18 protein-coding genes are annotated in these 25,211 nt (G+C 71.8%); 11 read left to right on the forward strand and 7 right to left on the reverse strand.

Annotated elements, in window-relative coordinates; genetic code table 11:
• The first annotated feature begins 695 nt into the window (after nt 1–695).
• A complete protein-coding gene (gene glgP, locus ACZ7RU_RS05625; protein WP_470339631.1) occupies nt 696–3,395 on the forward strand; it encodes an alpha-glucan family phosphorylase in 2,700 nt (899 codons plus the stop codon).
• Nucleotides 3,396–3,553: 158 nt separating this feature from the next.
• Here the strand turns inward: glgP and ACZ7RU_RS05630 are convergent, their stop codons facing one another.
• Both ACZ7RU_RS05630 and ACZ7RU_RS05635 read right to left on the reverse strand, forming a co-directional pair.
• Nucleotides 3,554–5,401, reverse strand: coding sequence for an ABC transporter ATP-binding protein (locus ACZ7RU_RS05630; RefSeq protein ID WP_470339632.1), 1,848 nt, complete (start codon nt 5,399–5,401; stop codon nt 3,554–3,556).
• Complete coding sequence (locus ACZ7RU_RS05635; RefSeq protein WP_470339633.1) at nt 5,398–7,311, reverse strand: ABC transporter ATP-binding protein; 1,914 nt, start codon at nt 7,309–7,311, stop codon at nt 5,398–5,400. The genes ACZ7RU_RS05630 and ACZ7RU_RS05635 overlap by 4 nt, the downstream gene beginning before the upstream one ends.
• A 233-nt stretch (nt 7,312–7,544) precedes the next feature.
• On the opposite strand from ACZ7RU_RS05635, the gene ACZ7RU_RS05640 reads away from it, so the two are divergent.
• Nucleotides 7,545–8,978, forward strand: coding sequence for a family 2B encapsulin nanocompartment shell protein (locus tag ACZ7RU_RS05640; RefSeq protein ID WP_470339634.1), 1,434 nt, complete (start codon nt 7,545–7,547; stop codon nt 8,976–8,978).
• A 6-nt stretch (nt 8,979–8,984) separates the two neighbouring features.
• Here the strand turns inward: ACZ7RU_RS05640 and glgX are convergent, their stop codons facing one another.
• Nucleotides 8,985–11,165 (reverse strand): glycogen debranching protein GlgX, encoded by a 2,181-nt coding sequence (glgX, locus tag ACZ7RU_RS05645; protein WP_470339635.1) that lies wholly within the window; start codon nt 11,163–11,165, stop codon nt 8,985–8,987.
• Nucleotides 11,166–11,347: 182 nt separating this feature from the next.
• Here glgX and ACZ7RU_RS05650 point away from each other — a divergent pair, with 182 nt between their 5' ends.
• From ACZ7RU_RS05650 to ACZ7RU_RS05665, 4 genes are all read left to right on the forward strand, one after another.
• Nucleotides 11,348–12,598: a L,D-transpeptidase gene (locus tag ACZ7RU_RS05650; RefSeq protein ID WP_470339636.1), complete on the forward strand. Its 1,251-nt coding sequence runs from the start codon at nt 11,348–11,350 to the stop codon at nt 12,596–12,598.
• 176 nt (nt 12,599–12,774) lie between these two features.
• Nucleotides 12,775–14,028 (forward strand): L,D-transpeptidase, encoded by a 1,254-nt coding sequence (locus tag ACZ7RU_RS05655; RefSeq protein WP_470339637.1) that lies wholly within the window; start codon nt 12,775–12,777, stop codon nt 14,026–14,028.
• A 214-nt stretch (nt 14,029–14,242) separates the two neighbouring features.
• Nucleotides 14,243–15,484: a L,D-transpeptidase gene (locus ACZ7RU_RS05660; protein ID WP_470339638.1), complete on the forward strand. Its 1,242-nt coding sequence runs from the start codon at nt 14,243–14,245 to the stop codon at nt 15,482–15,484.
• A 200-nt stretch (nt 15,485–15,684) separates the two neighbouring features.
• Complete coding sequence (locus tag ACZ7RU_RS05665; RefSeq protein ID WP_470339639.1) at nt 15,685–16,179, forward strand: ATP-binding protein; 495 nt, start codon at nt 15,685–15,687, stop codon at nt 16,177–16,179.
• A 268-nt stretch (nt 16,180–16,447) separates the two neighbouring features.
• Here the strand turns inward: ACZ7RU_RS05665 and ACZ7RU_RS05670 are convergent, their stop codons facing one another.
• The 3 genes from ACZ7RU_RS05670 to ACZ7RU_RS05680 all read right to left on the reverse strand — a co-directional run bounded on the left by ACZ7RU_RS05670 (nt 16,448) and on the right by ACZ7RU_RS05680 (nt 18,506).
• Nucleotides 16,448–17,287 carry a hypothetical protein gene (locus ACZ7RU_RS05670; protein WP_470339640.1) on the reverse strand — a complete coding sequence of 280 codons (840 nt, stop codon included), beginning with the start codon at nt 17,285–17,287 and terminating at the stop codon, nt 16,448–16,450.
• 209 nt (nt 17,288–17,496) lie between these two features.
• A complete protein-coding gene (locus ACZ7RU_RS05675) occupies nt 17,497–17,697 on the reverse strand; it encodes a DUF397 domain-containing protein (protein WP_470339641.1) in 201 nt (66 codons plus the stop codon).
• The gene (locus ACZ7RU_RS05680; protein ID WP_470339642.1) at nt 17,694–18,506 is read right to left on the reverse strand and encodes a helix-turn-helix domain-containing protein; all 813 of its coding nucleotides are present in this window, start codon (nt 18,504–18,506) and stop codon (nt 17,694–17,696) included. The genes ACZ7RU_RS05675 and ACZ7RU_RS05680 overlap by 4 nt, the downstream gene beginning before the upstream one ends.
• 162 nt (nt 18,507–18,668) lie before the next feature.
• Here ACZ7RU_RS05680 and ACZ7RU_RS05685 point away from each other — a divergent pair, with 162 nt between their 5' ends.
• The 4 genes from ACZ7RU_RS05685 (at nt 18,669) to ACZ7RU_RS05700 (ending at nt 22,655) form a co-directional block, all read left to right on the forward strand.
• Complete coding sequence (locus ACZ7RU_RS05685) at nt 18,669–19,103, forward strand: ATP-binding protein (RefSeq protein WP_470339643.1); 435 nt, start codon at nt 18,669–18,671, stop codon at nt 19,101–19,103.
• A gap of 270 nt (nt 19,104–19,373) precedes the next feature.
• Complete coding sequence (locus ACZ7RU_RS05690) at nt 19,374–20,693, forward strand: AAA family ATPase (protein ID WP_470339644.1); 1,320 nt, start codon at nt 19,374–19,376, stop codon at nt 20,691–20,693.
• A complete protein-coding gene (locus ACZ7RU_RS05695; RefSeq protein ID WP_470339645.1) occupies nt 20,647–21,273 on the forward strand; it encodes an RloB family protein in 627 nt (208 codons plus the stop codon). The genes ACZ7RU_RS05690 and ACZ7RU_RS05695 overlap by 47 nt, the downstream gene beginning before the upstream one ends.
• Before the next feature lie 521 nt (nt 21,274–21,794).
• A complete protein-coding gene (locus ACZ7RU_RS05700; RefSeq protein WP_470339646.1) occupies nt 21,795–22,655 on the forward strand; it encodes an EamA family transporter in 861 nt (286 codons plus the stop codon).
• Between the two features lie 1,033 nt (nt 22,656–23,688).
• Here ACZ7RU_RS05700 and ACZ7RU_RS05705 read toward each other — a convergent pair.
• Nucleotides 23,689–24,429 carry a TetR/AcrR family transcriptional regulator gene (locus ACZ7RU_RS05705; protein WP_470339647.1) on the reverse strand — a complete coding sequence of 247 codons (741 nt, stop codon included), beginning with the start codon at nt 24,427–24,429 and terminating at the stop codon, nt 23,689–23,691.
• A gap of 142 nt (nt 24,430–24,571) precedes the next feature.
• Between ACZ7RU_RS05705 and ACZ7RU_RS05710 the strand changes: the two genes are divergently transcribed.
• On the forward strand, nt 24,572–25,165 hold the full coding sequence (locus tag ACZ7RU_RS05710) for an NADPH-dependent FMN reductase (protein WP_470339648.1): 594 nt from the start codon (nt 24,572–24,574) through the stop codon (nt 25,163–25,165).
• The last annotated feature ends 46 nt before the right edge of the window (nt 25,166–25,211 follow it).

A 25,211-nucleotide genomic window follows, 5' to 3' on the forward strand; every position in this document is an offset into this window, starting at 1 on the left:
TCGTGGCCTTCGGCCACCGGTGTGGACTGGTCCCGCGTGTCGCCGTGCATGCCAAGCTCCTGCCCGAGATCGGCGGCAGCTCCCCGCGGGCCGGGGTCGGGCCGGGGGAGTACCGGAGGACTGCTGGGTGGGGAGGACGTGCGACCGGAGCCTGCCCGCGCCGCTGTTCCCGGCAACCTGCCCGGCGCCCGCCGGAACGGTGGCGGGACGCCCCGGAGCCCGTGTGCGTCCCGGCGCACGCCTCCGCGGGGCACGTCCCCGACCGACCCGGTCCACCCGTGAACGAGCGGGCCGGGGGCGAGGACACGCGTCCGTGCGCGGCGAGCGCCGAATGGGCTAAGAAGGACGGGAACGGCCAACGCGAAAAGGATTCGGACGTGCTGCTTCGCGGGGGACGCCACCCGTCGTCGCACTCCCCACAGCATCAGCGGCCTTCGGTCATCCTCGCACCGGAGGCGAGGTTTTCGCACCGGTACGACAGTAGTTTCGGGCCATCTCCCGGGTGGATGCGCGATCGGAAATGGACCCGTACCGAAGAGTTCACGTATTGGTAGCGCGGACCCCCGAAATGTGCGCCCCGCGCGCCCCCCGTGCGGACCAATGCGCCGAATGCGATCTCATCAATAGCCCGAACGGATGCCCAATAGCCCACTTGACGCACTGTCGGGCCGACCGCCGCGGCTACGCTTCACGCCGTGAAGGCAATCCGCAGATTCACCGTCCGCACCGTCCTGCCCGAACAACTCCAGCCGTTGCACGAGCTGGCCCTCAACCTGCGCTGGTCCTGGCACCCCGAGACCAGGGACCTCTTCCGGTCCGTGGACCCGGAGGTCTGGGCCGCGACCGGCGAGGACCCGGTGCGGCTGCTCGGGGAGGTCCCGGCCGCCCGACTGGCCGCACTCGCCACCGACCGGCGCTTCCTGCGCAGACTCGGCGACCTCGCCGACGACCTGCGCGAGTACCTCACCGGCCCCCGCTGGTACCAGACCCGGCAGCAGTCCGACGCCGCCCCGCTGCCCGCCGCGATCGCCTACTTCTCGCCGGAGTACGGCATCGCCGCCGCGCTGCCCCAGTACTCCGGCGGGCTCGGCATCCTGGCCGGCGACCACCTCAAGGCCGCCAGCGACCTCGGCGTGCCGGTCATCGGCGTCGGCCTGTTCTACCGGCACGGCTACTTCCGCCAGTCCCTGAGCCGGGACGGCTGGCAGCAGGAGCGCTATCCGCTGCTCGATCCGGACGAACTCGCGGTCAGCCTGCTGCGGGAGGCCGACGGCACCCCCAGCCGGGTCGACCTCGCCCTGCCCGGCGGCCGCACCCTGGCCGCCCACGTCTGGAAGGCCCAGGTCGGGCGCGTCCCGCTGCTGCTGCTCGACTCCGACGTCGAGGCCAACTCGTCCGCCGAGCGGGACGTCACCGACCGGCTGTACGGCGGCGGCAGCGAGCACCGGCTGCTCCAGGAGATGCTGCTCGGCATCGGCGGCGTCCGGGCGGTGCGCGCCTACTGCCGGCTCACCGGGCACCCCGCCCCCGACGTCTTCCACACCAACGAGGGTCACGCCGGCTTCCTCGGTGTGGAACGCATCCGGGAGCTGGTCGCCGACGACCGGAACGGCCTCGACTTCGCCGCCGCCCTGGAGGCCGTCCGGGCCGGCACCCTCTTCACCACCCACACGCCCGTCCCGGCCGGAATCGACCGCTTCGACCGCGAGCTGGTCGCCCGCCACTTCGGCGGCGACGCCGCGCTGCCGGGCGTGCCGGTCGACCAGGTGCTCGCGCTCGGCGCCGAGAGCTGGCCCGACGGGGACCCGAAGCTGTTCAACATGGCCGCCATGGGCCTGCGGCTGGCCCAGCGCGCCAACGGAGTCTCCACCCTGCACGGCGAGGTCAGCCGCTCGATGTTCAACGGCCTGTGGCCCGGCTTCGACGCCGCCGAGGTGCCGATCACCTCGGTCACCAACGGCGTGCACGCCGCCACCTGGATCGACCCGGCGGTGGTCCGGCTCGGTGCCGCCGAACTCGGCGCCGAGCGCGCCGAGGAGGCCATGACCACCGGCGAGACCGGGCGCTGGACGGGCCTGGAGCGGATCGGCAACACCGAGGTCTGGGAGCTGCGGCGCACCCTGCGGGCCCAGCTGGTGGAGGAGGCCCGCCGCCGGCTGCACGCCTCCTGGCGCCGGCGCGGGGCCGGCGGGGCCGAGCTCGGCTGGGTCTCCTCGGTGCTCGACCCCGACGTGCTCACCATCGGCTTCGCCCGCCGGGTGCCCTCGTACAAGCGGCTCACCCTGATGCTGCGCGACCAGGAACGGCTGCGCGCCCTGCTGCTGCACCCCACCCGGCCGGTGCAGATCGTGGTCGCCGGCAAGGCCCACCCGGCCGACGACGGCGGCAAGCGGCTGATCCAGCAGCTGGTCGCCTTCGCCGACGACCCGGCGGTGCGGCACCGGATCGTCTTCCTGCCGGACTACGACATGGCGATGGCCCAGCGCCTCTACCCGGGCTGCGACGTCTGGCTGAACAACCCGCTGCGCCCGCTGGAGGCCTGCGGCACCTCCGGGATGAAGGCGGCGCTCAACGGCTGCCTCAACCTGTCCGTCCTGGACGGCTGGTGGGACGAGTGGTACGACGGCCGCAACGGCTGGGCGATCCCCACCGCCGACGAGAGCGGCGGGGTGCTCGACCCGGAGAGCGGCGAGGCCGAGCGGCGCGACGACATCGAGGCGGCCGCGCTCTACGACCTGATCGAGAACCAGGTCGCCGGCCGGTTCTACGACCGGGACGCGGACGGGCTGCCGCAGCAGTGGATCGCCATGGTCCGGCACACCCTGGTCACCCTCGGGCCCAAGGTGCTGGCCGGGCGGATGGTCCGGGAGTACGTCGAACGGCTCTACGCCCCGGCGGCGCAGGCCCAGCGGGAGCTGGCGGGGGAGCGCCCGGAAGCGAGCGGGCGAGTAGCAGCCGGGCGGTTCACCGGCGCCCGCGAGCTGGCGGTCTGGAAGGCGAAGGTCCGGGAGGCGTGGCCGGCCGTGCGGGTCGAGCACGTCGAGGCGGACTGCCCGGCCGAGGCGCAGGAGCTGGGCAGCTCGCTGGCGCTGCGGGTGCAGGTCGCGCTCGGGACGCTGGAGCCGGGAGACGTCGAGGTGCAGGTGGTCTCCGGCCGGGTGGACGAGCGGGACCGGATCTCGGACGCCTGCCTGCTCGCCCTCAAGCCGGTCGGCGGGCCCGACCTGGACGGCCGCACCCGCTACGAGGGCTCGCTGGAGCTGTGCCGGACCGGCCCGTTCGGCTACACCGTCCGGGTGCTGCCCGCGCACCCGCGGCTGGCCTCGCCGGCCGAGCTGGGGCTGGTCGCCCTGCCGGCCGAGTCGGCCGGGATGGACGCCGGACTGCTGCGCTGACCGTGCGGACGGCCGCCGTCCGCCTCGGCGGGGCGGCGGCCGCCCGCGCGGCACCGCCGTGAACCGGGTGCGCGGCCGCGCCCGTACCTCCGGTCGGGAAGTGGGGTGGCCCGTCCGGGTGCGTGACGGCGCACCCGGACGGGCACAATCAGGGGGCCCTAGACCAGGCTGTCCCGCCAGGCCCGGTGGAGGGCGGCGAAACGGCCGGAGCCGTCGATCAGCTCCTGTGGGGAGCCATCTTCCACGATCCGGCCCTGGTCCATGACCAGGACCCGGTCGGCGATCTCCACGGTGGAGAGCCGGTGGGCGATGATAACGGCCGTCCGTCCGGCCAGTACCGTGCGCATCGCCCGCTGCACGGCCTGCTCCCCGGGGACGTCCAGCGAGCTGGTCGCCTCGTCCAGGATCAGCACCGCCGGGTCGGCCAGCAGGGCGCGGGCGAAGGCCACCAGCTGGCGCTGGCCGGCCGAGATCCGGCCGCCGCGCTTGCGCACGTCGGTGTCGAAGCCGTCCGGCAGGGCGGCGATGAACTCGTACGCGCCGATGTCGCGGGCGGCCTGTTCGACCTCCTCGCGGGTGGCGCCGGGGCGGCCGATCGCGATGTTCTCGGCGACGGTGCCGGAGAACAGGAAGGACTCCTGGGTCACCATCACCACCCCTTGCCGCAGCTCGGGGGTGGCCAGGTCGCGCAGGTCCACGCCGTCCAGCCGGATCCGGCCGTCGGTCGGGTCGTAGAAGCGGGCCAGCAGCTTGGCCACCGTCGACTTGCCCGCGCCGGTCGCGCCGACCACCGCGACCGTCTGCCCGGCCGGGATCAGCAGGTCGAAGGCCGGCAGCACCTCCTTGCCGGTGCGGTAGGCGAAGCGGGTCGCCTCGAAGGAGACCTCACGGGCGGTGGCCCGCCCACCCGGGAGGTGCTTCGGCTCGGCCGGCTCGGCGACGGTCGGCTCGTGGGCGAGCAGGCCGGCGATCTTCTCCAGGGCGGCGGCGGCCGACTGGTAGCTGTTCAGGAACATCGCCAGCTGGTCGACCGGGTCGTAGAGCCGGCGCAGGTAGAGCGCGAAGGCGGTGAGCACGCCCAGCTCCAGCGCGTCGTCGACGACCAGGTAGGCGCCGAGCAGCACCACGCCGGTGGTCCACAGGTTGGCGGTGGCGCGGGAGAGGCCGACGTAGCGGGCGAGTTCCAGGAAGCCGTCCGCGGTCGCGACGGCCGACTGCCGGTTGACCACGGCGAACGCGGCGTCGTTGGCCTTCTCGCGGCGGAAGGCCTGCACCGGGCGGATGCCGTTCATGGTCTCGGTGAAGCGGACGATCAGCGAGGCGGCCGAGGTGCGCGAGCGCCGGTAGACCCGGCGCGAACGGTGGCGGAAGGACCGGGCGATCAGGGCCAGCGGCAGGAAGGACGCCAGTGAGACCAGGCCGAGCCGCCAGTCCAGCACCACCAGCAGCACCGAGATGTAGCAGACCGACAGGAAGACGGCCAGGAGCTCCTGGAGGCCCTCGGAGAGCAGCTCGCGCAGGGCGTCGATGTCGCTGGTGGCGCGGGAGATGATCCGGCCCGAGGTGTAGCGCTCGTGGAAGTCCAGGCTGAGCCGCTGGGCGTGCCGGAAGATCCGGCCGCGCAGCTCCAGCACCACGTCCTGGTTGACCCGGGCGCTGATCTTGATGAACACCCACTGGAGCACCGGGCTGAGCAGCGCGCAGAACAGGTAGGCCGCGACCACCGCGACCAGCGGGCCGGCGTCGTGCTCGCGCAGTGCCGGGATGCCGCGGTCCATCGCCACCGCGACCAGCAGCGGGCCGGACTGGAGCGCGGCCTGCTGGACCAGGATCACCACCATCGCGATGGCGATCCGGCCCCGGTGCGGGCCGAGCAGCGAGCGCAGCAGCGCCCGGGGCGCGCCCGGGGGGACGGGGATGTCCTCCTCGTCGGCGGGCGGCGGGGGCAGTTCCTCCTCGGGCGGCGCGGCGGGGCCGGCCTGCACGGGTTCGGCGGTGGTGGTCATGCGCGCCCTCCTTTCGACGCCAGGGAGCCGTCGGGCACCGGGGTGGCCTCGCCCGACATCAGTTCTCGGTAGTGCGCGCAGTCGCGCAGCAGCTCCTGGTGGGTGCCGACGGCCGCGATCCGGCCGTCCGCCAGCACGGCGACCCGGTCGGCGAGCAGCACGGTGCTGGGGCGGTGGGCGACCACCAGGGCGGTGGTGGCGCCGAGGACCTCGCGAAGTGCCCGCTCGACCAGGGCCTCGGTGTGCACGTCCAGCGCGGAGAGCGGGTCGTCCAGCACCAGGAAGGCCGGGTCGCCGACCACCGCGCGGGCCAGCGCGAGGCGCTGGCGCTGGCCGCCGGACAGGCTCAGGCCCTGCTCGCCGACCTCGGTGTCCGGGCCCTGCGGGAGCTTCTCGACGAAGCCGGCCTGGGCGGTGGCGAGGGCGGTGCGCAGCTGCTCCTCGCCGGCACCCGGGGCGCCCATCAGGACGTTCTCCCGGACGGTGGCGGAGAACAGGGTGGGTTCCTCGAAGGCGACCGCGACGAGTTCGCGCAGCCGCTGCCGGGGCAGCTCGCGGATGTCCCGGCCGTCCAGCGTGATGGTGCCGCCGGTGGCCTCGTACAGCCGGGGGAGCAGTGCGGTGAGCGTGGTCTTGCCGCTGCCGGTGGCGCCGACCAGGGCCATCGTCTCGCCGCTGCGGATGTGCAGGTCGATGCCGGCCAGCAGGTCGGGGGTGCCGTCGGGGGCGTCGGGGTAGCGGAAGCGGACGCCGGTGAGGCGGATGCCGTCCGGGGTGGCGGGTCCGGCGGCGGCCGGGGCGGGGGTGTCCGCCTCGGTGTCCGGCTCGTCCAGCACCTCGAAGAAGCGGTCGGTGGCGGTGGCCGCCTCGTTGGCGTAGGCGAGCAGCCAGCCGAGCGACTCGACCGGCCAGCGCAGCGCGAGCGCGGTGGAGAGGAAGGCGACCAGGGTGCCGGCGCTCAGCTCGTCGTGGGCCACCAGGTAGGCGCCGACGGCGAGGGCGCAGCCGAGCGCGATCTCCGGCAGGCCGACGATGACCGCCCAGAGGTTGGCGAGCAGGTGCGCCTTGCGCAGCTCGGTGCGGCGCAGCTCCTGGGTCCGGGCGCGGAAGCGCTCGGCCATCGAGCGGTGGCGGCCGAAGGCCTTGAGGATGCGGATGCCGAGGACGGACTCCTCGACCAGGGTGGCGATGTCCCCGTTCTGGTCCTGGGCGAGCCGGGCGGCGCCGGAGTAGCCGGACTCGAACCGCCGGGTGAGCACGAACAGCGGGACGACCGGGGTCAGGGCGATCAGCGCGAGCCGCCAGTCCTGGGTGAACATCACCGCGGTGCCGGCCAGGAACATCACCGAGTTGACGATCAGGAAGACCAGCGGGAAGGCCAGGAACAGCCGCATGGTGTACATGTCGGCGGTGGCCCGGGAGAGCAGCTGGCCGGAGCCCCAGCGGTCGTGGAAGGAGATCGGCAGCCGCTGGAGCTTGGCGAAGAGGTCCCCGCGCATCGCCGTCTCCAGCCCGGCCAGCGGGCGGGCCAGCACCACCCGGCGGGTGTAGAACAGCGCGGACTCGACCAGGCCGAGGAGCAGCAGCAGGCCGACCAGCGGCCAGAGGCCGGCCAGGTCGTGCTCGGCGAGCGGGCCGTCCACGATCAGGCCGAGGACCACCGGGACGGCGAGGGTGCTGAGCATGCCGAGCGTGGCCGCCGTCACCGAGACGGCCAGCCGGCCGCGTACGGCGCGGGCGTACGGCCACAGGCGCAGCAGGGAGCGGACCGCGGAGCGCCGCGGCCCGGGCCCGGCCGGACCGGCTCCGTCGGTCGCGTCGGTTCCGGCGGTCGGGGCGGTCGCGTCGGTCGAAGCGGTCCGGTGGCTTCCCTGGGGCGGGTTCTCGGGGTCTTGTCTGTTCTCGGCCATCTCGGTGAGGGTAGGCAGAGAGCCGGTCACTTCTCATCCGGTTTTTCGCCCCTGTCGGGAACGCTCGGCGAGAACCGGCCACCCGAACGGGCGGGGCGGGCGTGAAATGCGGGGCGTGCGACGCCGTTCGTGCAGGGAGGAGTGCGCCGTGCGCCTCTTGCGAGCGCCTGCCGAACGACCGATGAGATCTCCTGACGGATGTTCATGGATACGCGAGTGACAGGAGTGCTCAGATGACGGTCGAAACCGAGCCGACCCCCGGCCCCGGCCCCGGCTCCGCAACCGTGCGGGTACGGGCCCAGCTCAGCCTCAGCACCACCGCGGCGCGGAACCTGGCCACGACGACCAAGTCGAAGCCCCAGATGCAGGAGATCACCTCCCGCTGGCTCCTGAGGATGCTGCCGTGGGTGCAGGTCAGCGCGGGCACCTACCGGGTCAACCGGCGGCTGAGCTACGCCCCCGGGCGCGGCCGGGTGAGCTTCGCGAAGACCGGCTCCGCGGTGAGCGTGATCGCCCCCTCGCTGACCGAGGTGCCGGCGCTGCGCGGTTTCGAGGACGAGGAGGTGCTGGCCGAGCTGGCCCGCCGTTTCGTCCAGCGGGACTTCGCGCCGGGCGAGGTGCTGGTGCGGGAGGGGGCGCCGATCGACGAGGTGTTCCTGATCGCGCACGGCAAGGTGGACCGGATCGGCACCGGCAAGTACGGCGAGCAGACCGTACTCGGCTCGCTCGCGGACGGCGACCACATCGGCGACGAGGCGATCACCGAGGGCGGCGGCAGCTGGCCGTACACCGTGAAGGCGAGCACCTCCGGTGTCGCGATGGCGCTGTCCTGGCCGGTGCTCCAGGAGCTGATCGGCCGCTCCGAGTCGCTGCGCGAGCAGCTGCTGGGCTTCGCCGCCGACGCCGCCCAGGCGCAGAACGAGCACGGCGAGGCGGAGATCGACCTCTCGGCCGGCCACGAGGGCGAGTACGAGCTGCCCGGCGCCTTCGTGGACTACGAGCTGAGGCCGCGCGAGTACGAGCTGAGCGTCGCGCAGACCGTCCTCAAGGTGCACACCCGGGTCGCGGACCTCTACAACAAGCCGATGAACCAGACCGAGGAGCAGCTGCGGCTGACCATCGAGGCCCTGCGGGAGCGGCAGGAGCACGAGCTCGTCAACAACCCGGAGTTCGGCCTGCTCAGCAACGCCGACTTCGACCAGCGGATCCAGACCCGGGCCGGGGCGCCCACCCCGGACGACCTGGACGAGCTGCTGAGCATGCGCCGCGAGACCGACTACCTGTTCGCCCACCCGCGCGCGATCGCGGCCTTCGAGCGGGAGTGCAACCGGGCCGGCCTCTACCCGCCCACCGTCGACGTCCTCGGCAAGCGGCGGCCGACCTGGCGCGGGGTGCCGATCTTCCCGTGCAACAAGATCCCGGTGTCCGACCAGCAGACCAGCGCGTTCATCGCGATGCGTGTCGGCGAGGACAACCAGGGCGTGGTCGGCCTCACCCAGATCGGCATCCCGGACGAGGTGGAGCCGGGCCTGAACGTCCGGTTCATGGGCATCGACGAGAAGGCGATCGCCTCCTACCTGGTCAGCACCTACTACTCGGCGGCGGTGCTGGTGCCGGACGCCATCGGTGTGCTGGAGAACGTCGAGGTCGGGCACGCCCGCAGCTGAGCCGGTCTAGGTGTCCTGGGCGGGCGCGCGCAGCAGTCGCAGCGAGCGCCCGTCCAGGACGACGGCGCCGCGCGGGCACGGTCGGCCGCAGTCCGCGGGGGCGGTGTCGACCACCGTCTCCCAGTCGGCCGCCGGCGCCGCCCAGGGCAGGCCGGGCAGGGTGAACACCACCGGCTCCGGGCCCCCGTTGAGCAGCAGCAGGAAGCCGTCGTCGCTCAGCGGCAGTCCGGCGTCGTCCCGTTCGGACATCGCGGCGCCGGAGAGCAGCATGCCGAGGCAGGCGGTCGGCGCGAACCAGTCGTCCTCGGTCATCTCCCGGCCCTCCGGGGTGAACCAGGCGAGGTCGGGCTGCCCGCCGGGGGTGACGGCCCGGCCGGAGAAGAACGCCCGCCGGCGCAGCACCGGGTGGGCCCGGCGCAACCGGACCAGCCGGGCGGTGAATTCGCACAGCTCCTGCCAGCCGGGCTGTTCCAGGAGCGACCAGTCCAGCCAGCCGACCTCGTTGTCCTGGCAGTAGGCGTTGTTGTTGCCGCCCTGGGTGCGGCCCAGCTCGTCCCCGGCGGTGAGCATCGGGACGCCGGCGGAGAGCAGCAGGGTGGCGGTCAGGTTGCGGAGTTGGCGCAGCCGCAGCGAGTTGACCGCCGGGTCGGTGGTCTCGCCCTCCACGCCGTGGTTCCAGGAGCGGTTGTCGTCGGTGCCGTCCCGGTTGTCCTCGCCGTTGGCCCCGTTGTGCTTGCGGTCGTAGGAGACCAGGTCGCGCAGGGTGAAACCGTCGTGCGCCGTCACGTAGTTGACCGAGGCGTACGGGCGGCGGCCGGCCCGCTGGTAGAGGTCGGAGGAGCCGGAGAGGCGGTAGCCGAGTTCGCGCACGTCCGGGCGGGCGCCGCGCCAGAAGTCCCGGACGGTGTCGCGGAACCGGTCGTTCCACTCGGCCCACAGCGGGGGGAAGCCGCCGACCTGGTAGCCGCCCGGCCCGACGTCCCAGGGCTCGGCGATCAGCTTCACCCGGCTGAGCAGCGGGTCCTGGGCGACGGCGGCGAGGAAGGGGTGGTCCGTGTCGACGGCGTCGCCGCCGTTCGGGCCGCCGCGGGCCAGGGCGGCGGCCAGGTCGAAGCGGAAGCCGTCCACGCCCATCTCGGCGACCCAGTAGCGCAGCGAGTCGGTGATCAGCCGGATCACCTGCGGGCGGCGGGTGTCCAGGGTGTTGCCGCAGCCGGTGTAGTCGGCGTAGCCGCGCGGGCGGTTCGGCGGGAGGCGGTAGTAGGCGGCGTTGTCGATGCCGCGCAGCGAGAGCGCCGGGCCCAGGGCGCCGCCCTCGGCGGTGTGGTTGAACACCACGTCCAGGATCACCTCGATCCCGGCGGCGTGCAGGGCGCGGACCATCCGCTTGAACTCGCCGACCTGGCCGCCGCGGGAGCCGGAGGCGGAGTAGCCGGCGTGCGGGGCGAAGTAGCCGACCGTGTTGTAGCCCCAGTAGTTGACCAGTCCGCGGGCCTGGAGGTGGTCCTCGCTGGCGTGCTGGTGCACCGGCAGCAGTTCGACGGCGGTCACCCCGAGCCGGGTGAGGTGGGCGACGGCGGCGGGGTGGGCGAGGCCGGCGTAGGTACCGCGCAGCTCCGGGGGGACGTCGGGGTGGCGCATGGTGAAGCCGCGCACGTGCAGTTCGTAGAGCACCGTCTCGGGCCACGGGGTCTTCGGGCGGTGGTCGTCGTACCAGTCGTCGTCGTCGTGGACGACCACGGACCTGGGCACGTACGGCGCGGAGTCGCGGTTGTCCCGGACGGTGTCGGCGGCGTCCGCCTCGGGCCAGTCGCGGACGGCGGAGCAGGCGGCGTCGTGCGAGGTGTAACAGCCGTCCACGGCGCGGGCGTACGGGTCGAGCAGCAGCTTGGCCGGGTTCCAGCGGGCGCCGGTCCACGGGTCCCAGCGGCCGTGCACCCGGAAGCCGTAGCGGGTGCCGGGGAGGACGCCGGGGAGGAATCCGTGCCAGACCTGGAAGTCCTGCTCGGTGAGGCGGTGGCGGCTCTCCCGGCCCTCCTCGTCGAACAGGCACAGCTCGACGGCCTCGGCGCCCCCCGCCCAGAGCGCGAAGTTGGTGCCGTGGCGGCCGAGCCGGTCGGTGCGGTAGCGGGCGCCCAGGGGTTGCCAGCTGCCGGGGGTCAGCTCCTGGTCCGACGCCATCGCCATGGCCTCCCTGGGCGCGGTGTTCCGGGTCCGTTCACCTTCTCTTTCCCGGATTGCGTCGGCCGGAAGCAGTGGGCTCGGGCGGGCGGGTCGACGGGGGCCGGATTCCGGGCCGATCGGCGTGTCCCCGCGTCGCCGCGCCTCGTTGTTCCGGGCGTCGGACGTGAACAGTGGGAGGCCCCGGGATGCGGCGCCGAGGACGGGTGTGGGCGCGGGGCGCGGCGGCGGTGGCCTGCTGCCTGGCCGTTCTCACGGGGTGCGGCGGGGGCGGTTCCCCGGCGGTGCCGGACGGGGACGCGGTCGCGGCCGACGGGCGGACGGCGCCGCCGGCGCCCTCCCGGGCGGTGATCGGCGCGCTGCCGGCCGACGGGGCGCAGGACGTGGGGCCGGAGGGCGCGGTCCGGGTGAGCGTCGCCCAGGGGCGGCTGGTGTCCGTCCGGCTGGCCGACGCCAAGGGCACCGAGGTGCCCGGCACGATCGCCCCGGACGGCGCCGGCTGGGCGCCGGACGGCCCGCTGCCGCTCGGTACCGCGTTCACCCTGGACGCCGTCGCCGAGGACGACCGGGGCCAGAAGGCGGCCCAGCACTCGGCGTTCACGACCGTGGCCCGGGAGCACACCTTCGTGGCCTTCTTCACCCCGGAGGACGGCTCCACGGTCGGCGTCGGCATGCCGGTCTCGCTGCGCTTCAGCCGTCCGATCACCGACCGGGCGGCGGTGGAGAAGGCCGTCCAGGTCGTCGCCGACCCGCCGGTGCCGGTGGCCGCGCACTGGTTCGGCGGCCAGCGGCTGGACTTCCGCCCGCAGCAGTACTGGGCGGCCGGCACCAGGGTCACGGTGGCGCTGCGGCTCAAGGACGTGCAGGGCGCGCCGGGGGAGTTCGGCACCCAGAGCCGGGACCTGCGCTTCACCGTCGGCCGGGCGCAGGTCTCCACCGTCGACCTGGACGCCCACACCCTGACCGTCCGGGCCGGCCAGGGCGGCAGGGTGGTCCGGGTGCTCAAGGTCTCCGGCGGAAGCCGCGACCACTCCACCTACCGGGGGGTGATGGTGGTGTCGGAGAAGTACAGGGTGACCCGGATGAACTCGCAGACCGTCGGCATGGGCGACGAGTACGACATCAAGGACGTCCCGCACGCGATGCGGCTCACCGCCTCCGGCACCTTCGTCCACGGCAACTACTGGGCGGACCCGACGGTGTTCGGCACCGCCAACACCAGCCACGGCTGCATCGGGCTGGCCGACGCCAAGGGCGGGGCGAGCAAGGACTCCCCGGCGGGCTGGCTGTTCGAGCACACCGTCCCGGGGGACGTGCTGGAGGTGAAGGCCTCGTCCGGGGACTTCGTTCCGCCGCAGAACGGGCTCAACGGCTGGAACGTGCCGTGGGACCAGTGGGTGGCGGGGAGCGCGCTGCGCCGGGTGCCGTCCGTGCCATAGGTCCCGTTCGTCCCGTCTTCACCCTCGCGTCAACCGACTCCACTGGAAATTCACTCGGACGGCTTAGCTATCCTGCTCCGGCGCGTCCGGCGTCCGGCCGGAAAGATCGGCTGGAGAGTGCAACTCATGGGGGCACTCAACGCGTCAAGAGAGTGAATACCGGGAGGGGAGAAACCGTGAAGACGGGTAAGACGGCCGGCAGCGCGATACGCACCAGCAACCGCTACGGGCGCAGGGGGGCGATGGCGCTGGTCATGGGCGGGGTACTGCTGCTCACCGCCGCGTGCAACGACGACAAGGGCAGCGGTTCGGGCGACTCGGGGGGCGGCAGCGCGGCCTCGGCGCCCGCGCCGGCGGACGGCGGGGGCGCGCCGGCCACGCCGAAGTCCTCGGCCGCGGTGCTCGCCGTCGAGCCGAAGGACGGCGCCCAGGACGTCGCGCCGAACGGGCTCCAGGTGTCCGTCTCCAACGGCAAGCTCACCACGGTCGAGGTGACCGACAAGAACGGCAAGCCGGTCGAGGGCGCGATCACCCCGGACGGTGCCGGCTGGAAGCCCGCGGGGGCGCTCGCGGTCGGCATGGCGTACAAGGTGAACGCGCAGGCCAAGGACGGCGAGGGACTGGTGGCCGCGTCCACCACCTCGTTCACCACGCTGACGCCGGAGAAGAAGATCTCCACCAACGACAACATCAGCGACGGCGCCACCTACGGCGTCGGCATGATCGTCTCGGTGAACTTCAACAAGGACGTCAAGAACAAGGACGCCGTCGTCAAGGGCATCACCTTCGAGACCAGCAACGGCACCGTGGTCAAGGGCCACTGGTTCGGCGACCGCCGGGTGGACTTCCGTCCGGAGCAGTACTGGGCGCCGGACACCAAGGTGACCGTCAAGTACCGGCTGAAGAACGTCGAGGTCGCCCCGGGCATCTACGGCGACGTGGACAAGGACGAGCCGTTCACCATCGGCCGGTCGATGATCTCCACGGCGGACGCCAAGTCGCACCAGATGACCATCGAGACCGGCGGCAAGAGCACCACCGTGCCGGTCACCCTGGGCGCGGACGCCACGCCGTCCTGGGGCGGGACGATGGTCGTCATGTCCAAGGAGAAGGTCACCCGGATGAACTCGCAGACCGTCGGTCTCGGCGGCGAGTACGACATCCAGGACGTGCCGCACGCGATGCGGCTGACCACCTCCGGCACCTTCGTGCACGGCAACTACTGGGCCAACCCCTTCGGCAAGTCCAACGCCAGCCACGGCTGCGTGTCGATGCAGGACGTGAAGGGCGGCAGCGACAGCTCGGTCGCGGGCAAGTTCTTCAACGACTCGATGGTCGGCGACCCCATCAAGATCGTGAACACCAAGGAGAAGACCGTCGCGCCCTCCAACGGGCTGGGCGGCTGGAACCTGGAGTGGGCCAACTGGTAGGCCCTACCCGCCGGTAGGCCCTGCTACTCCGGGCCTGTCGGCGAGTCCTCCGTCGTGCGGTCCGACCTCACTCGTTGGGGTCGGACCGCGGCGGTTTCCGGGGCGACGAGCCCCGCGAATGGCGCAACCTTTCCGGTGGCCGGGCGCGTGTGTCCGGTCGGGTCCGTCGGGTCCACGGGGAGTTTCTCGGGTCTTCTGAGGGAGGGAATCGACGTTGAGGTCGATACGCAGAGTGGTGGCGGTCGGTCTGGTCGGCGGGGCGATGGCGCTGACGGCCGCCTGCGGCGGGGGGAACGGGGGCGGTGGGGGAAGCGCGGCCAAGGCCGACCTGGGGGCCGGTGCGGCCGGCGCGGCCAGTGCCAAGCCCACGGTGGCGGCGACGCCCACCAGCACGGTGCCGAAGGTCTCCACGGCCGCCGTGAGCATAGAGCCCGGGGCCGGTTCGGTGGACGTGGCGCCGAACGCGCTGAAGATCGGCGCGACCGGCGGCAGGCTCACCACCGTCAAGGTGAACGACCGGACGGGCAAGGAGGTCCCCGGCACCATCGCCGCGGACGGCGCCTCCTGGGCGCCCGCGGCGCCCCTGGAGGTGGGCACCGCCTACCAGGTCAGCGCGATGGCCGCGGACGCCGACGGTGCGGTCGCCACGGCGGACAGCAGTTTCACCACGCTGACCCCGACGGCGCTCGCCAAGGCCTCGGACAACGTCGAGAACGGCGCCACCTACGGCGTCGGCATGATCGTCTCGGTGAACTTCAGCAAGGACGTCAGGAACCGGGACGAGGTCGCCAGGGGCATCACCTTCGAGACCGACAACGGCACCGTGGTCAAGGGCCACTGGTTCGACGACCGCCGGCTCGACTTCCGTCCGGAGCAGTACTGGAAGCCCGGCACCAAGGTGGTCGTGCACTACCGCCTCAAGAGCGTCGAGATCGCCCCGGGGGTGTACGGCGGGGACCGGGACGAGCCCTTCACGATCGGGCGGTCCCAGATTTCGACGGTTGACGTCGCCGCACACAAGATGACGGTCGTACGGGACGGCGTGTCCGATGACATCGACATCAGCGCCGGTGCGCCCGAACACCCCACCTGGAACGGGACGATGGTCATCATGTCCAAGGAGGGCGTGGTGCGGATGCAGTCCAGCACCCTCCCCGGGATGACCGGTGCGCCGTACGACCTCCAGGTCCCGCACTCGATGCGGCTGACCACCTCCGGCACCTACGTGCACGGCAACTGGTGGAGCAGGAACAGCACCTTCGGCGAGGACAACGTCAGCCACGGCTGCGTGGGCCTCAAGGACGTCGAGGGCGGCGGTGCGGACACCTCGATGGGCAAGTTCTACGACGGTTCGCTGGTCGGCGACGTGATGACCGTGAAGAACTCGTCGAGGAAGGAGACGCTCGACCCGGCGAACGGGCTGAGCGGCTGGAACCTGCCGTGGAGCAAGTGGTAGACGGCTGCTGAGCGGGCAGCCGGGGTCAACCCGGGCTTGACGGAAGTCGGCCCGGGTGGCCCCTTCTTGCTCCAGGCATATGCCGATCGGGTGAGATCGTTTGCTCATTGTCCGTACGCGGCTGCTTGCGTTCCGCAATGATGGTCCGCATGGCGGGTTGGGGCGAAACAGATCAGTCGTCAGTTTCCGGGGCCGGCGCGGTGGCCGAGGCGTCCTGGATCGACCTCCAGGGCGGGCTCTCGGCGCTGGAGCGGCTCTCCTCCGAGGAACTGGAGGAGATGTACTCCGACAGACTCCGCGACCCGTCCGCGCCCAACGAGGTGCGGCTGCCGTCCCGGACGGAGTCGGGCCCGGTGGCCCGTCGGCTGGTGCTGTGCGTCCTGGAGTCCTGGGAGCTCCACCAGCACCTGGAGGTCGGGGAACTGCTGACCGGTGAGCTGGTGGCCAACGCGGTGCGGCACGCGGCCGGGCGCACCATCGGCCTGCACGTCAGCCGCAAGCCCGGCTGGCTGCGGATCGAGGTCCGCGACTCCTCCCGGGCGCTGCCCTGCATGATCCTCGCCGAGGCCAGTCCGGTGAACGAGCGGGGGCGGGGGCTGAGGATCGTCGACGACCTCGCCGACCGCTGGGGGGCGGACCTGCTGCCGCGGGGCAAGGGAGTCTGGTTCGAGCTGAAGGTGCGCGAGCGGCCCTGAGGCCCGCGGTTCCGGATACGCGCGGGGCCCCCGGATTCGCCGTGGTCCGGCGGATGGGGGCCCTGCAAGTCATCGCGCCGGCCAAGGGGGTGCGTGCCGTGCGATGGGCGTCGGCAGTGCCAGGTCGGGCCCGCCGAAGTTCGACGCCTTGACTATCGCACGGATCTCAGCATGTGGGCAAACCGAGCGGCTTGGAATGCAAGGTTTGTTACGTAGTTCACCTTGGGATTTTGCATAGGTTAACGCCATCGCCTGTGAATATTCATGATCACGGCGATGTGGCCATGGCTTGCCGGATTCGGGCGGCGTGGGCGCGGACGGCGGTGGGGGAGAGGGCGCCGGAGCGGGGTGGCGGGGGCGGAGGGGCGCCGTGGCAGACGCGGCAGAGGCCGCCGAGGAGGGCGTGCGGACGGCACGGGGTGCGGCAGGCGGTGCATTCGAGGACGCGGGCCCGCCGTGGGTGGTCGTCCAGGGGCGTGCGTTCCGGGGGCAGCTTGTCGAGCAGGCGGCGGCGGGTGAAGGCCGCCGGGCTGTGGACGCCCTCCGGCGGGAGGCCTGCGGTGAGTGCGGCCGTGAAGAGGGCCGGGGTGGTGCCCCGGGCCAGCCACTCGGCGGCCAGCGGTTCGAGGGCCGCGCAGTCGGCGGCGGAGAGCGCGAGGCGGGGGTCGGCGACGCCGAGGCCGGCGAGGGCGGCGTAGGCGGCGGAGGTGGGGGAGGTGCGGTTGAGCGTTCGCCCCTGCGGGGGATCGGGCGTGGTGGGCGTTGACGTCTCGCCGGTCATGATGAACCGCGTCCACCAGGCGTCCGAGCGGGGTGTGCGGGAGAAGTAGGTGCGGAACACCCAGCGGCTCTGCCGGTCGCCGACCCGCTCGCGGACACGACGCAGGTGGCCTGCGGTGGACAGCCTGTTGAGGGCCGTGCGGCAGGCCATCTGCCCGTAGTGGGGCTGGAGGGCGGCGAGGGTCTTCACGTCCATCGCGGCGCCGTCGGGGAGGTGGTCGATGAGGGAGGCGAGGTACGCCTCGCGCGCCGGGAGGTGGGCGAAGTCGGTCGCGGAGCGGGGGAGTTGCTCCGGGGCGGACTGCTTGCCGTACCCGGGGGAGGCCATGGCGGTAGAGTCGTGGGCAGCCACAGGATCGAGCCTTTTTCGATCGTGATGGTCAGACCCCCGTTCGGTGTTGGTAGCACCGGCGGGGGTTGATTCGTTAGTGGGCACGCTACATGGCGGAACGCGGCGTGGTGAAGCTGTGACGATAAGTCATATGTGCTGTGTACAAGGGTGGTTGGAAGGTGGTTACCCACCCGTTCCTTTAGGGGTCACTCGGCCTCGGCGGCTTGAGCTTCGGCCGCGAAGGAGACGAAGGACGACCAGGCCTCGGGGGAGAAGGTGAGGGTGGGGCCGGTCCTGTCCTTGGAGTCACGGACGTGGACGGTGGAGGGGCAGGAGGCGACTTCTACGCACTCGCCGCCGTCCGTGGTGCTGTAGCTGGACTTGAACCACTGAAGCATGGTGCTCATAGCTCTTCCGCCATCCGTCTGATGAAGGCCTTCGACTCCTCAATGCTGAGGGCCTGCGTGCGGATCATGCCATGGCGCTGCGCTAGCAGGTTCACGCGCTCAGGATCGCCGTGCAGGATCCCTGTGCCCTGCCCCTCGACATAAGCGAGTTGTTCATGATCCGGAGTTTCCAGCAGGATCATCGGGCCGTTGAGCGCCGCGTAGGCGGCCCGATCGATCGGAAGCGCCTGAATGGATACATTGCGGAGTTCGCCAACGTCGAGCAGGTGATCGAGCTGTCGCTTCATGAGGTCTTTGGTGCCGACAGCAGCTCTGAGTGCGGCTTCGTGGATCACGAAGCCGTGAAAGACGGTTGGGCGATTACGTAGTCTCTCCTGTCGCTGCATCCGACCAGCAACACGGGCGGCGACTGTCTCGTCATCCAGCGGCGGGTATGAGTTGCTGATTGTCTCGCGGGCGTACTCCTCTGTCTGGAGCAGACCTGGAATCAGCAGGGCTGAGTAGGCGTGGAACGCGATTGCTTCGCGTTCAGCCTCGGTGTATCCCCGCGAGTACGACGAGAACTTCTCGGGCGCGAGGAAGTCTGCCGCCCCGACGATCATCCCTCTCGCGTCGCAGAGTTCATCCGCCGCCTGGAGCAGCTTGAGCGACGGCCGCCGCCGCCCCGCCTCCATCGACCGCACGCTCTCGATGTCGTAGCAGGCCTCCTTGGCCAACTCCTCCCGCGACACTCCCGCCTTCGTGCGCCACCGCTTGAGCTGGTCGCCGCAGTACTTCCACGACATCGGGTTTTCCTTCGGCGTGCTCACTGCCCCGTGCCCCTTCCTGCCCTGGTCGCAGGGCGGTTCAAGCTCTCGCTGTACATGCGGCGTTACTGCTGAGGCTATGCCTGGCTGCCGACCCTTGAAGGGTGAAATGGCCGAACTCAGCCCTCACGAGTGAAGCCGTCCGTACACCCCCAAGGAACCCTGATGCTCACTCAGCCCGTCGACGCCGTCGAGTGGATGTTCCCCCGCCTCCCCCGCAGCGCCGGCCGTGCCCGGATCCGCTTCATCCGGCAGGCCTTCGAGTGGGAGGTGCCCGTCGACGCCGCCGAGACCGGCCTGATCCTCCTCAGCGAACTCGTCACCAACGCCTGCCGTCACGCCCGCTCCCCGCGTGACCGGATGATCGGCGTGCGCGTCCTCCTCCCCACCGACTCCCTGCTCCGCATCGAGGTCTCCGACGCGAACTCCGACCTCCCCACCCTGCGCCACGCCGCCTGCGACGACGAGTCCGGCCGGGGCCTCGAACTCGTCGCCGCCCTCGCCACCTCCTGGGGCGCCCACCCGCGCGGCGAGGGCTACATCGGCAAGACCGTCTGGTGCGAACTCGCCCTCCCCACCCCGGCCAACCCCCACTCCTGAGCCCCTTCCCCCACCGCCCGCGCAGGAAGTCGACCCCGCCGACTTCCTGCGCTCGCCGCCGCTCTGTGGCCCGCCGACTGGGCCACCCACCGACCGCGCGAGAAGTCAGCCGGGCTGACTTCTCGCGCCGGCCTCGCGGCCTCGGTGCGGGAAGTCCACGATCTTCAGGCTGCCACGGGCGTGTGGCAGCCTGTTCAGGCTTGCCCAAGGCCGGTTTGCGCGATTGACTTGCAGAGAAAAGCGTGACAGCCCGCGAAGGGGGGATCACAGATGTTGCTGAACTTCAGGGTCGCGAACCACCGATCGATCAGAGAGGAGCAATCGCTCCAGCTCAACCCGGTCTATGAAGCGGACAGGCCGCCGGGGACGCACTGGGACGCGGTCCCTGTGGCGGGCATCTTCGGAGCCAATGCCGCCGGCAAGTCGAACGTGATCGATGCCCTGGCGTACATGAGCAGGATGGTCGTCAACTCGCACCGGGACGCGGAGCCGGACGGTGGTGTGGCCCGGCAGCCCTTCCGTCTCGAAGGGGCGGCGCGAGAGGAACCGTCCTGGTACGTGGTGGACCTGCTCATCGACGGAGTCCGCTACACCTACGGGTTCAGCGTGGACGATGACCGAGTGGTCGACGAGTGGCTGCACAGCTTTCCCCACGGCCGGAAGCGCAAGATCTTCGAACGTTCGGTGGATGGACTGGAGATCGGCGATTCGCAGCACCGGCGGGAGCTGGAACTGGTCGAGAACATCACCGAGCCCAACGTCCTCTTCATGTCCCTCGCGGCACGCTCCCGGCAGGACGACTTCCGCCCTGTTTACGACTGGTTCGCCCGGAGCCTCCAGTTCAGCCGACGGTCACAGGGAACGAGCGGCATCGGTGTGGCGCGAATCCTGGAGAACCCGGACCGGCATCCCGAGTTCATCGGTCTGCTGCGCGCCGCAGACCTCGGGATCGCGGAATGCGGCACAGATCGCGTACTGCTGGATGAGGAGGAGCTGCGGAAACGCTACGGCACGCGCATTCCGCAATGGCGGCTCGCGGAACTCGAAGAGCACGGACCGCGTGAGGTCATGCGCCCGTGGATAGGACATCGCGGGCGCGACGGGATCGTCAGGATGGACGTGTCCGAGGAGTCCGAGGGCACTCAGGCCCTGCTGCGGCAGGCACCTCTCATCATGGGGGCACTCCGTCGGGGCGGTACCTTCGTGGTGGACGAAATCGATTCGAGCCTCCATCCGATTCTCACAGCACGCTTGATCGGGCTTTTCCAGGATTCCGGGACCAATCCGAACGGTGCCCAGTTGATCTTCACCTCGCACGACTCCAGTCTGCTCGGTCGGGCAGGCGGGGAGGACGTCCTGCGGCGGGATCAGGTCTGGTTCGTGGAGAAGACCGAGCACGGCGAGACGGAGCTGTTCGCCCTCGCCGACTTCAAGCCGCGCCAGGAGGAGAACCGCGAGCGACGGTACCTCAGCGGGAGCTACGGCGGTGTGCCGTACATCGACGACAATTTTGCCAGCGCCGTGGCAGCGCGGGGGGACGATGATGGCAAGGGCGGAGAAGCCGAGCGGACGCAAGCGTCCCTCTTTTGACACGTCACTGACCAGGCGGACGGGGCACCGGGAGTCGAAGCAGAGGCTTCTGGTGGTCTGTGGCGCGAAGGTGACCGAGCGCGACTACCTTCAGGGGCTGAAGTCGAGCGTTCGGAATTCGGCCGTTTCCCTGAGGATCGTCGAACACCCGAGGTCGCCCTCCCAGGTCGTTGACCACGCGGTGCTCCTGCGTGACCAGGCGGGCGGCGAATACGACGCGACGTGGTGCGTTCTCGACGTTGACGACTTTCCCGACCTGGAGCGGACGGCAGTCGAAGCGCGGCGGAAGAACATCGAGGTAGCGTTCTCGAACCCCTGCTTCGAGGTGTGGCTGCTGCTGCACTTCAAGGACTATCGCCGTCCGGCTCGATCCTTCAAGGAGCTCATGCCGGTCCTTGGTGAAGTGTTCCCCGCCGGATACGGCAAGACCGGCATGAAGTTCGACCGTTACGCGCCGCACTGGCGGCTGGCTGCGAGGCGGGCGGAGCAACTGGCCGAATGGGGGAAGGAGCACGAGGTCAATCCGTCCACCGGGATGTGGAAGCTCGCGCTCGCCATCGGAGGTGGTGAAGCGCGGTAGTGAAGGGCCGCCGGGTGATCTTCGCGTCCTCCGGCTGGGCCTGCGGGTCGCGGAGCACCGGCAGGGCCACAGGTACGGTTCGTCCTGCACGACCTCGGAGGCGACCATAGCCGTCGCGGCCAGGGACAGTTGGAGGCGGGAGCGGCGCATGAGCGGGTCCTTCCGACGGGCCGATACCCCGCGTAAGGAGTGCTGGACCCGTGGGTCAGGCCGCGCGAGAAGTCGGCCGGGCCGACTTCTCGCGCGGGGCGGTCGCTACCATCGACGCGTGAACCCGTACTGGCACGTCGTGCTGCCACCGCTCAGCGCCTGACCGGGCGCGCGCTTCGGTGGCTTGATCCCTGCGACCCCGGCTCGGCCTGATGGTGGCCGCCGTGGGCTGACGGCGTGCGCCCGTTCTCGAAACCAGTTGCCTTGACGGTCTTCGACGACGGAAGTTCTCCACTGTGCCGAATCGTTTGTCCTTGCCTGCCCGTGCCGGTTCCCCGGCTCCCCGCCGCGTCCGTCCGCGCGGTGGCGCGGTGCCGATCCTGATCGCCTCCGCCCTCTGGGGCACCACCGGGACGGTCAGCTCGCTGGCGCCCGCCGGTGCCCCGGCGGCCGGGATCGGGGCCGCCGGGCTGGTCCTCGGCGGGCTGCTGCTGTTCCTGTCCGACCGCTCCGCCCGGGCACTGCCCCGGGCCTGCGGGCCGCGCGAGCGGTGGCTGCTCGCGGCCGGCGCGGTCGCGGTAGCCGGGTACCCGCTCACCTTCTACCCGGCGGTGAGCCGCACCGGGGTGGCGGTCGCGACGGTGATCGCGCTCGGCAGCGCACCGGTGTTCACCGGGCTGCTCGGATGGCTGTCCCGGCAGGGACGGCCGGACGGGCGGTGGGCCGGGGCCACGGCGCTGGCCGTGCTCGGCTGCGCGCTGCTGGTGCTGGGCCCCGAACTCGCCGGCGGCGGCGGGTCGGTGGACCCGCAGGGTGTGCTGCTGGCGGCGCTCTCCGGGCTCTCGTACGCCTTGTACTCGCTGATCGGCGGGCGGCTGATCGCGCACGGGCACCCGTCGGGCGGGGTGATGGGGGCGATGTTCGGCGGCGGGGCGCTGATCGTCCTGCCGGTGCTGCTCGCCGGGGACGTGGCGTGGCTGGCCTCGCCGCGCGGGGCGGGCGTGGTGCTGCACCTCGCGGTGGTCACCACCTTCCTCGCGTACTGGCTGTTCGGCCGGGGCCTGCGCCACACCACCGCCCAGACCGCCACCACCCTGACCCTCGCCGAGCCGGCCGTCGCGGCGGTGCTCGGCGTGGCGGCCCTGGGGGAGCGCCTGCCCGCCGTCTCCTGGTGCGGCCTCGCCGTCCTGGCCGGCGCCCTGGCCGTCCTGGCCCTTCCAGCGCGAAGGTAGCGCCGACCACCACTGCACGAGAAGTCGGCCGGCCCGACTTTTCGTGCAGTGGTGGTCGGACCCGTGTGATTGGGAGGGCTGGTTACTCGTGCCTGCCAGTGCAGGCCCGCGTCGGGTGGTGAGCTTTCGGGTGGCGGGGGCAGGGGTGCCTGCACAGGAAGTCGGCCGGGCCGACTTTTCGTGCAGTGTGGCCGGACCTGTGGTGGGCCGTACCGAGGGCCTGGGCCCGGTGATTGTGCCCGGCGGTGCGTGCGCGCGCCGAGTGGTGAGCCGCCCGGCAGCTGGGGCAGGGGTGCCTGCACAGGAAGTCGGCCGGGCCGACTTTTCCTGCAGTGTGGCCGGACCTGTGGTGGGCCGCATCGTGGGCCTGTGGCTGGTGATCGTGCCTGGCAGTGCGTGCGCGCGCCGAGTGGTGAGCTGCCCGGCAGCTGGGACAGGGGCGCCTGCGCGAGAAGTCGGCCGGCCCGACTTCTCGTGCCGCTGGACTGGTCGTTGGCGGTGGCCTGTCGGGCTGTGCCGGGGAGACAGCGATGCCGTCCCGTGCCCGGCTCTTACGAGAGCCTTTCGCTCGGGCCTAGCGCTGCGCGCGTGGGCCGAGCGGTGAGTGGCTGCTGCAGTCGGGGTTGCAGTGCCTGCACAGGAAGTCGGCCGGCCCGACTTCCTGTGCGGTGTGGTGGCCTGGGGTGCGGCTGTGGGGCGTGCGGTCGGGGCGGCAAAGGTGCGGGGTCTGCGCAGAAAGTCGGCCGGGCCGACTTTCTGCGCGGTGTGGTGCGCGCCCGGGTGGCCCGGGGTGCGGTTACGAGGGGTGTGGTTGGGGGCAGAGGCTGGGGCCGGTACAGGAAGTCGTTCTGGTCGACTTTTCGCGCACCGGGGGTGGGCGGCTATGTCTGGCTGTGGGGCGGCGCCATCGGGAGGGTTTCCTCGCCCGTTTCCGGTGTCGCGGGGGCCGGGTGGGCTGCTGCGATGAGGCTGGGTCGTAGGTGCGTGCGCAGGAAGTCGGCCGGGCCGACTTCCCGCGCCGCGGGGCCAGGCCTCAGAGGGCGAAGTGGGTGGCGATGCCGTCGAGGACGCAGTCGAGGCCGGTCTCGAACTGCCAGTCGGGGTCGTCCTTGCGGGTGGCCTCGTGGAGGTAGCGCTGGTAGCTCGGGTAGCGGCCGGTGCCCATCAGCCAGCTCATCCGGGGGGCGAGGCCGGCCCGGGTCTGGTCGCCGTCGGACCAGCCGTGCTCGCGGCGCAGGGCCTCCAGGGCGATCTCGGTGGTGACCGAGCCGTGGACGTAGCCGGTGACGGTGCGGAACACCGCCATGGTGGTGTCGGCGTCCAGGCCGTGGTCGGCCAGGGCGGCGAACGCGCGCTCGGGGACGGCGAGCTGGTGGGGGCTGAGGGCGAACGGGGTGGCCGCCCGAACGGTCCACGGGTGGGCCAGGTGCATGGCCCGCAGGTGGACGGCCAGGGCGCGCATGGTCTCCCGCCAGCCCTCGGCGGGGGCGTCCAGGGGGAGCCGCCCGTAGACGAAGTCGACCATCAGCTCGATGAGTTCGTCCTTGCCGGAGACGTACCGGTAGGCGGCCATCGGGGCGACGCCGAGCTCCGCGGCCAGCCGGCGCATGGTGACGGCGTCCAGGCCCTCGGCGTCGGCGACGGCGACCGCGGCCTCGGCGATCCGGTGCGGACTCAGGGTCGTGCGCGGCGCGGGGGCCGGGCGGGCCAGGCGTTCCCAGAGCGAGGCCGGGGGCTTGTCGTCGCCTGCGGCGGGGGCCTGCTGGGGCGGCATGGGGCGGGCTCCTTCCGACGGGGGGCGGGCCCACCGTAGCACCCTCGTGCGTACGGCGTATCGGTGGTGGACGCCGTACACCTCGCTGTGTACGTTGTATCCGGCGAATACGCCGTACACCAGATCCAGGAGGGGGATCCCCATGTCCACGGAGCAGAGCCTGAAGGTCGCCGTCCTCGTCGGCAGCACCCGCGAGGGCCGCTTCGGCCCGGTGGTCACCGACTGGCTGCTCGGCCACCTGGCCGCCCGCGGCGACCTGACCGCCGACCGGATCGACCTGGTGGAGACCCCGCTGCCCGTCACCTTCCCGTCCTTCGGGGGCGGACTCGCACCGGCCGACGCCGAGTTGCTGGCCGCCGTGTCGCCCCGACTGGAGGCGGCCGACGCCTTCGTGATCGTCACGCCCGAGTACAACCACAGCTTCCCGGCCCCGCTGAAGAACGCCATCGACTGGCACAACCGCGAGTGGCACGGCAAGCCGGTCGCCTTCGTCTCGTACGGTGGTCTGTCCGGGGGCCTGCGGGCCGTCGAGCAGCTCCGGGTGGTGCTGGCCGAGCTGAACGCCGCGACGATCCGCAACACGGTCAGCTTCCACGGCGCCGCGCAGTGCTTCGACGCCGACGGCAAGGCGGTCGACCCGGCCGCCGACGCCGCCGCCAAGACCATGCTCGACCAGCTCACCTGGTGGGCGCGGGCGCTGCGGGACGCCCGGCGGGCCCGCCCGTTCGCGGCCTGAGCCGGGGGCGAAGCCAGGGAGCGGGGAGGCCGAGGGAACGTGAAGG

Source organism: Kitasatospora sp. NPDC114501, from assembly GCF_055633695.1.